6 protein-coding genes are annotated in these 11,180 nt (G+C 76.9%); 4 read left to right on the top strand and 2 right to left on the bottom strand.

What is annotated here, in order from left to right:
* Positions 1 to 2,349, top strand: a 2,349-nt coding sequence (locus tag AC3WUG_RS11140; RefSeq protein ID WP_492327719.1) for an ATP-binding protein, incomplete at its 5' end; no start/stop codon positions are given.
* Here AC3WUG_RS11140 and AC3WUG_RS11135 read toward each other — a convergent pair.
* Both AC3WUG_RS11135 and AC3WUG_RS11130 read right to left on the bottom strand, forming a co-directional pair.
* Complete coding sequence (locus tag AC3WUG_RS11135) at positions 2,331 to 3,557, bottom strand: class I SAM-dependent methyltransferase (protein ID WP_492327718.1); 1,227 nt, start codon at positions 3,555 to 3,557, stop codon at positions 2,331 to 2,333. The two genes, AC3WUG_RS11140 and AC3WUG_RS11135, sit on opposite strands and share 19 nt — an antisense overlap.
* A 328-nt stretch (positions 3,558 to 3,885) precedes the next feature.
* Positions 3,886 to 4,095 (bottom strand): hypothetical protein, encoded by a 210-nt coding sequence (locus AC3WUG_RS11130; RefSeq protein ID WP_492327717.1) that lies wholly within the window; start codon positions 4,093 to 4,095, stop codon positions 3,886 to 3,888.
* Between the two features lie 317 nt (positions 4,096 to 4,412).
* On the opposite strand from AC3WUG_RS11130, the gene glgX reads away from it, so the two are divergent.
* The 3 genes from glgX (at position 4,413) to treZ (ending at position 11,043) form a co-directional block, all read left to right on the top strand.
* On the top strand, positions 4,413 to 6,677 hold the full coding sequence (gene glgX, locus AC3WUG_RS11125) for a glycogen debranching protein GlgX (protein ID WP_218707958.1): 2,265 nt from the start codon (positions 4,413 to 4,415) through the stop codon (positions 6,675 to 6,677).
* A 62-nt stretch (positions 6,678 to 6,739) separates the two neighbouring features.
* Positions 6,740 to 9,205, top strand: a complete 2,466-nt coding sequence (gene treY / locus AC3WUG_RS11120; RefSeq protein WP_492327716.1) for a malto-oligosyltrehalose synthase — start codon at positions 6,740 to 6,742, stop codon at positions 9,203 to 9,205.
* Positions 9,202 to 11,043, top strand: coding sequence for a malto-oligosyltrehalose trehalohydrolase (treZ, locus tag AC3WUG_RS11115; protein WP_492327715.1), 1,842 nt, complete (start codon positions 9,202 to 9,204; stop codon positions 11,041 to 11,043). The genes treY and treZ overlap by 4 nt, the downstream gene beginning before the upstream one ends.
* The last annotated feature ends 137 nt before the right edge of the window (positions 11,044 to 11,180 follow it).

Below are 11,180 nucleotides of genomic sequence, written 5' to 3'. Positions count from 1 at the left end.
ACGTCCTTTGTCGGCAGCGCCAGAGGTGGAGAAGAGACAGGGCGCGCCGTGCCCGCCGGGCCGGCCCCGGACCGGGCGCGCCCGGCCGACGCCCGCGCCGGCACCGACCCGCGCCCGGCCCCGCCGCTCCCCCGCCCGCGGACCTCGTTCGTCGGGCGGGAGTCCGAGCTGCGCGCGGCTCGCGCGCTCCTCACGCAGAGCGCGCTCGTCACGTTCGTCGGGCCCGGCGGGGTGGGCAAGACGCGCCTCGCCCTGGAGTCTGCGGCGCGCGTGCCGGTCCCGCTGGTCCCGCGGTTCGTCGAGCTCGCCGCGGTGCGCGACCCCGCCGCGGTCGCCGCGGCGATCGCCCAGGGCCTGGACGCGGACCCCGCCGTCCCGCCCGCCCAGGTGCTCGCCCGCGCGGGGACCCGGCCGACGGTCCTGGTGCTCGACAACTGCGAGCACGTCGCCGGGGCGGTCGCGGAGTGCGTCGACCTGCTGCTGTCCGAGCCCGGCCCGCTGCGGGTGCTGGCGACCAGCCGCACGCCGCTCGGGGTCGCGGGCGAGCACGTGCTCCTGGTCGAGCCGCTCGGCACCGACGGCCCGGGATCCCCGGCCGCGCGGCTGTTCCGGGACCGCGCCCGGGCCGCGTCCGGCCGGGCGCCGGGGCCGGAGCCCGGCGCGCCCGAGCCGCCCGCGGGCGCACCCGACCCGGTCGCCCGCGTCGTCGCCCGCCTCGACGGGCTGCCGCTCGCCGTCGAGATGGCGGCCGCCCGCACCGCGACGCTCAGCGTGGCCGACCTCGCCGACCTGCTCGACGCCCGCCTCGACTCCCTCGTGCAACCGCGCCGCGACGCCCCGGCACGGCACCGGTCGCTCGCGGCGCTGGTCGGCTGGTCGCGGGAGCTGCTCCCCCGGGACGCGCGCACGGCGCTCGACGGCTGGCCGGTGTTCGCCACCGCGTGCCCGCCCGACCTCGCCGCGCGGGTGCTGGAGGTCCCGGCGCGCACGGCGGAGCAGCTGGCGGCCGCGTCGCTGCTGGTCCGGGACGACGCCCGGGGCCGCACCCGGTACCGGATGCTCCAGACGGTGCGGGCGGTCGTCGGCCCGCCCCCGGAGCCGGTGCGCGCCCGCCACGCCGCGGTCCTGCTCGACGTCGCCCGGGAGGCGGACCGCGCGCTGCGCGGCCCCGGCGAGCCCGAGGCGCGCGCACGGCTCACGGCGCTGCTGCCCGACCTGCGCGTGGCCCACGCCTGGGCCGCGACCCACGACCCCGACCTCGCGGTGCGGCTGACCCGCGCGCTGCACCGGCACGCGGTCGACACCCTGCGCACCGACGTGCTGGCCTGGCCCGTCCCGGGGCGGGAGGACGCCCCGGCCGTCCTCGCGGCGCTCGCGGCCCGGGCGCTGGTGCAGGGGCACCGCGGCGGGGCGGGGCGCCGGGCGCAGCACGCGCTGACCGGGGCGACCGACGTGGCCGACCGGCTGCACGCGCTCGAGGTGCTGGCCGACCTGGCGCTCGTCGAGGGCCGCACCGACGACGCGGTCGCCCTGGGGGGCCGGATCACCGCGGAGGCGCAGCACGCGGCCGACCCGCACTACCGCGTCATCGGGCTGACGTACCCGGCGCTCGTCGCCGCCTACCGGGACCGCCCGCTCGCCGCCGACGCCGCGCTCGCGGTGCTGCGCCGCGCCGTCCACCCGGTCGCCGCCGCCCCGTCCGACCGCGCGTGGCTGGCCTTCACCACCGGCGAGGTGCTGGCGCGCACCGACCCCGCCGCCGCCGTCGCGGCGCTCGCGGACGCCCGGGAGCTCGCCGAGACCGTGGGCGACCGGTACCTGTCCGGCGTCGCGCGCGCGGCCACCGTCGCCGCGGTCGCGCGCCGGCCCGACCCGGCCGGGGCGCTCGAGGAGCTGCTCGCGCTCGCGCGCGACTGGGCCCCGGCGGGCGACCGCACGCACCTGCTCACGGCGCTGCGGAACGCGGTGCCCCTGCTCCTCCGGCTGGACCGGCCCGAGGAGTCCGCCCTGCTGCTCGGCGCCGTGACCGCCCCCGACCTGCCGGTGACCTACGGCGTCGAGGCCGACGCCCTGGCCGGGGCGCGGGCCGGGCTGACCGCCGCCCTGGGCGCCCGGCAGCTGGCGGCGCTGGTCGACGCGGGCGCCGACGACGACCTCGGCGCCGCGGTCGACCGGCTGGCCGCGGCGCCGCACGGCACCGCCGCGGTGCCGCGGGACGGGGCGGTCCGGTCGCCCGCGGTCCGGGCCGGTGCGTCCCCGGCGGCCACCCCGCCGCGCCCCGGGGGCGCGACCCCCGCGGCGGCGACTCCCGCGGCGGCGACCGCCGCGCGTCAGCCCCGGAGCCGGTAGAACCGGAACAGGTCGTGGTCGACCGGCAGCACCTCGGTCGCCGCGAACCCCGCCCCGCGGGCGTACCCGGCGAGCGTCGCCGGCCGCATCACGGTCCCCGTGCCGACCCCGCCCGGGTGCGACAGCCCGTCCGGGAGGCACACCCCGAGCGAGAACCCGTAGTACCAGCGGTCGAGCGGCCCGGCGGGCGCGGTGAACTCCTCCGCCACCCGCTCGTCCGCGACCAGGACCCAGCCGTCGTCCGCCACCAGCTCCCGCACCGCCGCGAGCACCGCGACGGGGTCCGCGAGGTCGTGCACGCACTCGAACGCCAGCCCGACGTCGAACCCGCCGGCCTCGCCGCGCCGCGCCAGCGTGGCCGCGTCCGCCGCGACGAACCGCACCCGGTCCTCGACGCCTCGCGCCGCCGCGTGCCGCCGGGCCGCCGCCACCGAGGACGGGTCGAGGTCGACGCCCGTGACCTCCACGTCCTCGTACGCCAGCGCGAGCCCGATCGACGACCAGCCCTCGCCGCAGCCGACGTCCACCACCCGCGCGCCGCCGCGCAGCCGCCCGTCGAGGTCCGGCAGCCGCTCCGCCACGACCTCCGCCAGCCCGTGCAGGAAGAACGGCCGGTTCAGCGCCGCCTGGGCCTCGCGCGCGTCGGCGCCCAGCCGCTCCCAGGGCACGCCGCCGCCCGCCCGGTAGGCGGCGTGCAGCTCGTCCGAGACCCGCACGCTCGCCGCGTGCATCCGGCCCAGCGGCGCGAGGTAGGACGGCGAGTCGGCGTCCGCGAGCACCGCGGCGGCCCCGGGGGTCAGCGCGAACGCCCCGTCGCCGGCCGGCACGACGAAGCCCGCGGCCGCCTGGTGCTCCAGCCACTCGCGGACGTAGCGCGGGTGGGTGGCCGTCCGCGCGGCCAGCTCGTCCGGCGTGCAGGGCCCGGACCGGGCCAGCGAGCGGTACCAGCCGAGCCGGTCGCCCGCGTGCACCGCCGCGAGCTCCTGCGCGCCGAGGCTCGCGGCGAACACCCGGTCCGCCACCTCCGCGGGGCTGGGCCCGACGGGCTCGAGCAGGTCGCCGGGCCGGGCGGCGGGGGCGGTGGGGGCGTCGGCGGGGGCCGGGGCGGGGGCCGGGGCGGGGGCCGGGGCGGGCGCGTCGGCGGGAGCGGCGGCGGGCGGCGCGGTGGTCGCGGCGGCCGCGCGCGGCGCGGGCGTGGTCGTGGACATGCGGGTCCTCCTCGCGGGGTCGGCCGCCGGCCGGTCGCCGGCGGACCCCACCAGCAGGCACCGCGTCCCTCGCACCCCCCTCGCAGCCGCCTCGCAGCACGCGCCCCCGCGGGCCCGCGGCACCGCCACCCGCGCCCCCACCCCCGCCGCCCCCGCCGCCGAGATCGCAGAAGATGCGGGCTTCCGGGGGGCGAACCCCGCATCTTCTGCAACCTCGGGGCGCGGCTCCGGGAGCGGTGCGTGCGGGAGGCCGCGCGCGACGCAGGGGCGGGGCGAGCAGCCCGGCAGGCGGGAGGCGAGCGGCCCCAGCCGGACGGGAGCGCGCGGCTCAGCCCTGGTCGGAGCGCAGCGCCCCCGTCGCGCGGAACGTGTCGGCGATCTGCTGCGCCTGCGCGGACACCAGCCGGCGGTACAGGTCGTAGGCGGCGTCGACGCGGACGGGGAGGTCCCCGCGGCTGCGCGCGAGCTGCCAGTCGCGCTTCGCCGCCGCGATGTCCGCGTTGGTGATGACGACCCGCGCGTCGTCCTGTTCCGCCATGGACCCGAGCATGCGTCCGAATTGCCCGTTATGCGATAGTCCGACGGGGTGAACGGGGGGCCTGGCCCGGGTGAACTGCCGGGTCACGCCGCCCGTTCGGCCCAGCGCGGTCTCCGCCGGAGCCCGGCGCCACCCCGCCGGGGCCCACCGCCGCCGCCCGCCGCGCCCCGCGACCCGGCCCCGGCGCCGCCGCCCGGGCCCCGCTCCGGACCACGTGGGAGGCGTTCGTCCTGCGCACCTGGGGGGTCCCCTGGCACGCTGTGCCCAGGAGCGGCGACCAGCCGCCGACCCCCACCGCCCCCGGAGGACTGACGCGCATGAGGATCTGGCCAGGACGCCCCTACCCGCTCGGCGCGACCTACGACGGCAGCGGCACCAACTTCGCGCTGTTCTCGGGGGTCGCGGAGCGGGTGGAGCTCTGCCTGTTCGACGAGGCGGGCAACGAGACCCGGGTGGACCTGCCCGAGGTCGACGCGTTCGTCTGGCACGGCTACGTCCCCGCCCTCCAGCCCGGCACCCGGTACGGCTACCGGGTGCACGGCCCGTACGACCCGTCCCAGGGCCACCGCTGCGACCCGTCGAAGCTGCTGCTCGACCCGTACGCCAAGGCGATCGACGGGCAGATCGACAACGACCCGTCGCTGTACTCGTACACGTTCGGCGCCGAGGACGAGCGGAACACCGAGGACTCCGCCGGCCACACCATGACGTCGGTCGTCGTGAACCCGTACTTCGACTGGGGCCACGACCGGCCGCCGCAGCACGAGTACCACGACTCGGTCATCTACGAGGCGCACGTCAAGGGCCTCACCCGGCTGCACCCGGCGGTGCCCGAGGAGATGCGCGGCACCTACTCGGCCCTCGCGCACCCGGCGGTCATCGAGCACCTGACCAACCTCGGCATCACGGCCGTCGAGCTCATGCCGGTGCACCAGTTCGTGAACGACCCGTCGCTGCAGGACCGCGGGCTGTCGAACTACTGGGGCTACAACACGATCGGCTTCTTCGCGCCGCACAACGCCTACGCCGCCTTCGGCAGCACCGGCCAGCAGGTGCAGGAGTTCAAGGCGATGGTCAAGGCGCTGCACGCCGCCGACATCGAGGTCATCCTCGACGTGGTCTACAACCACACCGCCGAGGGCAACCACCTGGGCCCGACGCTGTCGTTCCGCGGCATCGACAACGCGTCGTACTACCGGCTCGTCGACGACGACCCGGCGCACTACTTCGACACCACGGGCACCGGGAACTCGCTGCTCATGCGGTCCCCGCACGTGCTGCAGCTGATCATGGACTCGCTGCGCTACTGGGTGCAGGACATGCACGTCGACGGGTTCCGGTTCGACCTCGCGGCGACGCTGGCCCGCCAGTTCCACGAGGTCGACCGGCTGAGCGCGTTCTTCGACATCGTGCAGCAGGACCCGATCATCTCCCAGGTCAAGCTGATCGCCGAGCCCTGGGACCTCGGCGACGGCGGCTACCAGGTCGGCGGGTTCCCGCCCCTGTGGTCGGAGTGGAACGGCCAGTACCGGGACACCGTGCGCGACTTCTGGCGCGGGGAGCCGTCGACGCTCGCGGAGTTCGCGAGCCGGCTGTCCGGCTCCTCGGACCTCTACGAGCACACCGGCCGCCGCCCGATCGCGAGCGTGAACTTCGTCACCGCCCACGACGGCTTCACGCTGGCCGACCTGACGTCGTACAACGAGAAGCACAACGAGGCCAACGGCGAGGGCAACCGGGACGGCGAGAGCCACAACCGGTCCTGGAACTGCGGCGTGGAGGGCCCGACGGACGACCCGGAGGTCCTGGACCTGCGCGGCCGGCAGCGGCGGAACTTCCTCACCACGCTGCTGCTCTCCCAGGGCGTGCCGATGATCCTGCACGGCGACGAGATGGGCCGCACCCAGCAGGGCAACAACAACGTGTACTGCCAGGACGACGAGCTCTCCTGGCAGAACTGGGACCTCGACGAGCACGACACCGAGCTGCTGGAGTACGCCCGCAAGGTCGTGCACCTGCGCAAGGACCACCCGGTGTTCCGCCGCCGCCGGTTCTTCGCGGGCGCCCCCGAGCGGGGCGGCGAGTCCGACCTGCGCGACATCGCGTGGCTGTCCCCCGCGGGCACCCACATGTCCGACGCGCAGTGGCAGGAGGAGTTCGCGCGCGCCGTCATGGTGTTCCTCAACGGCGACGCGATCGCCGAGCCGGACCTGCGCGGCGAGGAGATCGTCGACGACTCGTTCCTGGTGCTGTTCAACGCGCAGCCCGAGCCGGCGTCGTTCACGCTGCCCGACGCCGAGTACGGCGAGACCTGGACGGTCGCCCTCGACAGCGACCACCAGCTGGAGCCGGGCACCGAGATCGCGCACTCGACGACCCTCGAGATCGCGCACCGGTCCACGGTGGTGCTGTCCCGGCCGCCGATCCAGCAGGTCGACCCGATCACGCAGGCCCCGGCGGTCACGTCGCTGCCGACCGGTGCCGAGCCGCCCGCCCCGACCGGCCTGCCCGGCACCCCGGGCACGCCCTCCGGCGCCCCGGCGCCCGCCGACGGCACCGGCGACCGGAAGCGGGGCAAGTGACCGTCGACCGCGGGACCGAGCCCCGCACGCCGACCCGGCGCCTCCCGGCGCCGGGTCGCCCGGTGCCCACGTCCACCTACCGGCTCCAGCTCGGCGCGGACCTGACGCTGGACGACGCCGCCGACCTAGTGCCGTACCTGGCGGACCTGGGCGTCACGCACGTATACCTGTCGCCGATCCTCACCGCGGCGCCGGGCTCGACGCACGGCTACGACGTCGTCGACCACGACGAGGTCTCCCCCGTCCTCGGCGGCGAGCCGGCGCTGCGCCGGCTCGCCGACCGGGCGCACGGGGCCGGGCTCGGCCTGGTGCTCGACATCGTGCCGAACCACATGGCCGTACCCACGCCCGCGTGGCACAACCGCGCCCTGTGGTCCGTGCTCGCCGAGGGCCCGGAGTCGCCGTACGCGTCCTGGTTCGACGTCGACTGGTCGGCGGGCGAGGGCGACGTGCTCATGCCGGTGCTCGGCGACCGGATCGGCGCCGTGCTCGCGTCCGGCGAGATCCGGCTGGAGCACGAGGTCGTGCCGGGCCAGGGCGACGAGCCCCAGCCCGTGCTCCGCTACTACGACCACACCTTCCCGGTCCGCCCGGGCACGGAGGCGCTGCCGCTGGCCGAGCTGCTGGAGCGGCAGCACTACCGGCTGGCGTACTGGCGGGTCGCCGACGAGGAGCTCAACTACCGGCGGTTCTTCGACGTCGGGACGCTGGCCGCGATCCGCGTCGAGGACCCCGCCGTGTTCGACGCCACGCACGCGCTGGTGCTGCGCCTGCTGGACGAGGGCGTGCTCGACGGTCTGCGCATCGACCACCCGGACGGCCTGGCCGACCCCGGCGGCTACCTCGAGCGGCTGCGCGAGCGGTCGGGCGGCGCGTGGGTCGTGGTCGAGAAGATCCTGCAGGGCGACGAGGAGCTCCCGGCCGACTGGGACACCGCCGGCACCACCGGCTACGAGGCGCTCTGGCGGATCCAGCAGGCCTTCGTCGACCCGGGCGGCGGCGCCCGGCTGGGCGCGCTCATGCACCGGCTGACCGGCGAGTCCTCCGACGCGCTGCCCGAGGTCGTCGACACCGCCAAGCGGCAGATCGTGGACCGCGCGCTGTACGCCGAGGTGTACCGGCTGACCGAGCTCGCCGCCGAGGTGTGCCGCGGCGACCTGCGGCTCCGGGACCACACCTGGCGCTCCCTGCACGACTGCCTGGTCGAGCTGCTGGTGGCGATGGACCGGTACCGGGCCTACGTCGCGCCGGGGCGCACCCCGCACCCGGCCGACGTCGAGGTCCTGGAGCACGCGGCCCGCGCGGCCCGCGCGCGGCTGTCGCCCGAGCGGGCCGCCACGATGGACGTCCTGGTCGACCTGCTCCTGGGCCGCGAGGTCGGCAGCGCCGGCCGCACCCGGGAGCCGCAGCGCGACGAGCTCGTCGTCCGGTTCCAGCAGACCTGCGGCGCCGTCATGGCCAAGGGCGTCGAGGACACCGCGTTCTACCGGTGGACCCACCTGGTGTCGCTGACGGAGGTCGGCGGCGAGCCCGAGCGGTTCGCCCTGTCCCCCACCGAGCTGCTCGCCTGGGCGGTCCGCGCCCAGCAGCAGACCCCGCTCGGCATGACCACGCTGTCGACGCACGACACCAAGCGCAGCGAGGACGTCCGGGCCCGGCTCGGCGTGCTGTCCGAGCTGCCGGTCGAGTGGGCGGAGCTGGTCGGGCGGCTGCGGGAGGCCACGGCGTCCTACCGGAGCACCCTGCTCGACGGCCGCGCCGAGAACCTGCTGTGGCAGACGCTCGCCGGGACCTGGACCGCCGACGGCCCCATCGCGGCCGAGCGGCTGACCGAGTACCTGACCAAGGCCGTCCGCGAGGCCAAGGACCGCACGTCCTGGACCAGCCCGGACGAGGCGTACGAGCGGGCCGTGCTCGGCGTCGCCACCCGGGCCCTGGCCGACGAGCGGGTGGGCGCGCTGCTCGCCGACTGGGAGCACCGCACCCGGGACGCCGTGCGCGCCGCGACGCTCGGCCAGAAGCTGGTCCAGCTCACGCTGCCGGGTGTGGCCGACGTGTACCAGGGCACCGAGGTGCCCGCGGTCGCGCTGGTCGACCCGGACAACCGCCGGCCCGTCGACCACGACGCGATCGCCGCCCGGCTGGCCCGGCTGGACGAGGGCGCGGGTCCGCGCGACCTGGCGGACGAGAAGCTGCTGGTGACGTCGCGGGCGCTGCGCCTGCGCCGGGACCTCCCCGAGGCGTTCGTCGGCCCCGGCGCCGGCATCACGCCGCTGCCGCACTCGTCCGGGCATGTGCTCACCTACGTCCGGACCGCCGACGGCGAGCCCCGGGTCGCGGTCGTCGCCACCCGGCTCGCCGCGATGGTCGACCGGCTCGGGGGCTGGGGCGAGCACACCGTCGCCCTGCCCGAGGGCGACTGGCACGACGTGCTCGCCGACCGCCCCGTCGACGGCGGGGTGCAGCCGCTGGCCGACCTGCTCGACCGGCTGCCGGTCGCCCTGCTCGTGAGGAGGACCGACGCGTGACCGAGACCCCCGTCCGCACCGTGCGCCCGGGCGAGGTGTGGGCGCCCCGCGCGTCCGCCGTCGCCCTGCACCTGCCCGCGGCGGACGACGCCGGCGCCGAGACCGTGCCGCTCACCGCGGCCGGCGACGGCTGGTGGGCCACCGACCGTGAGCTCCCGCACGGCACCGACTACGCGTTCGTGCTCGACGGCGGCGACCCGCGGCCCGACCCCCGCGGCCCCTGGGCGCCCGCGGGCGTGCACGGGCCCAGCCGGGTGTTCGACGCGTCCCGGCACGACTGGTCCGACCAGGACTGGGCCGGGCGCGACGTGCGCGGCGCGGTCGTCTACGAGCTGCACGTCGGCACGTTCACGCCCGAGGGCACGCTGGACGCCGCCGCGGCGCGCCTGGACCACCTCGTCTCGACCGGCGTCGAGGTCGTCGAGCTGCTGCCGGTCGCGCCGTTCAACGGCGAGCGCGGCTGGGGCTACGACGGCGTCAGCCTGTACGGCGTGCACGAGCCGTACGGCGGCCCCGCCGCCCTGCAACGCTTCGTGGACGCCGCGCACGCCGCGGGCCTGGCCGTCTGCCTCGACGTGGTGCACAACCACCTGGGCCCGTCGGGCAACTACCTCGGCGAGTTCGGGCCGTACTTCACCGACGCGCACCACACCCCGTGGGGCGCGGCGATCAACCTGGACGGCGACGGCGCGGGCGAGGTGCGCCGGTGGATCGTGGACAGCGCGCTGCGCTGGCTCCGGGACTTCCACGTCGACGCGCTGCGGCTGGACGCCGTGCACGCGCTGGTCGACGACTCCCCGCGGCACGTCCTCGCGCAGCTCTCGGACGAGGTCGCGGCCCTGGCGGCCGAGGTCGGCCGGCCGCTGTCGCTGATCGCCGAGGTCGACCTCAACGACCCGGTGTCGGTGACGCCGACCGCCGAGGGCGGCTGGGGCATGACCGCGCAGTGGGCGGACGACGTGCACCACGCGCTGCACGCCCTGCTGACCGGCGAGCGGCACGGGTACTACGTCGACTTCGGCTCGCCCGAGACGCTGCGCAAGGCGTACCGGGACGTGTTCGTGCACGACGGCGGGTACTCGACGTTCCGCGGCGCGGACTGGGGCGCGCCGGTGCCGCCGGACGTCGACGGGCACCGGTTCGTGGTGTTCGGGTCCGACCACGACCAGGTCGGGAACCGGGCGCTGGGCGACCGGCCGTCGGACGCGCTCGACGACGGCGCGCTGGCCGCGTCCGCCGCGCTGGTGCTGCTGTCCCCGTTCACGCCGATGCTGTTCATGGGCGAGGAGTGGGGCGCGCGCACGCCGTGGATGTACGTCACCGACCACCCGGAGCCCGAGCTCGCCCAGGCGGTGCGCGAGGGCCGGTCGCGGGAGTTCGGCGGCCACGGCTGGGCGGAGATGTACGGCGCGGACGAGGACACCTTCGAGGTCCCCGACCCGCAGGCGCCGGCCACGTTCGAGGCCGGCCGGCTCGACTGGGACGAGCCGACCCTGCCCGGCGGCGAGCGGATGCTCGACTGGTACCGGACGCTCGCGCGGCTGCGCCGCGAGGTGCCGGACCTGGCGTCGGGCGACCGCACGCGCACGGACCTGACGTGGGCCGAGGAGGGCGCGGCGGAACCCGTCGACGGCGCGTGGGCCGACTGGCTCGTGCTGCACCGCGGCGACGCCCGGGTGGTGGTGAACCTCGCGGACGCCGAGCGCAGGGTGCCGCTGGCGTCCGAGGGGGACCTGCGGGTCGTGGCGTCCTGGGCCACGGCCCGGATCGTCCCGGCGGGTGACGGCGAGGGCACCCAGCTCCTCCTGGGCCCCCGCTCGGTGGCCGTCCTGGCCTGACCCCGGGACGGTCCCGCCCCGATCGGTCCCGCCCCGGTCGGTCCCGTCCCGGCGGGCCCCGGCTCGTCCGACCGTTTCCCTTCTTTTCCTCCCCTTCTTCTTTTTTTTTTTTCCTCCCTTTCTCTTCTCCCCCTCTT

This window comes from Cellulomonas sp. EB106-03-03-XG116 (assembly GCF_058792015.1).
Note: the sequence above shows the minus strand (reverse complement) of the source record. Positions and strands in the feature narration are given on the sequence as shown.

Excerpts from the sequence above, each read along its gene's own strand:
- glgX (WP_218707958.1), top strand. The coding sequence starts at position 4,413 with ATGAGGATCTGGCCAGGACGCCCCTACCCGCTCGGCGCGACCTACGAC.
- AC3WUG_RS11135 (WP_492327718.1), bottom strand. The coding sequence starts at position 3,557 with ATGTCCACGACCACGCCCGCGCCGCGCGCGGCCGCCGCGACCACCGCG.
- AC3WUG_RS11130 (WP_492327717.1), bottom strand. The coding sequence starts at position 4,095 with ATGGCGGAACAGGACGACGCGCGGGTCGTCATCACCAACGCGGACATC.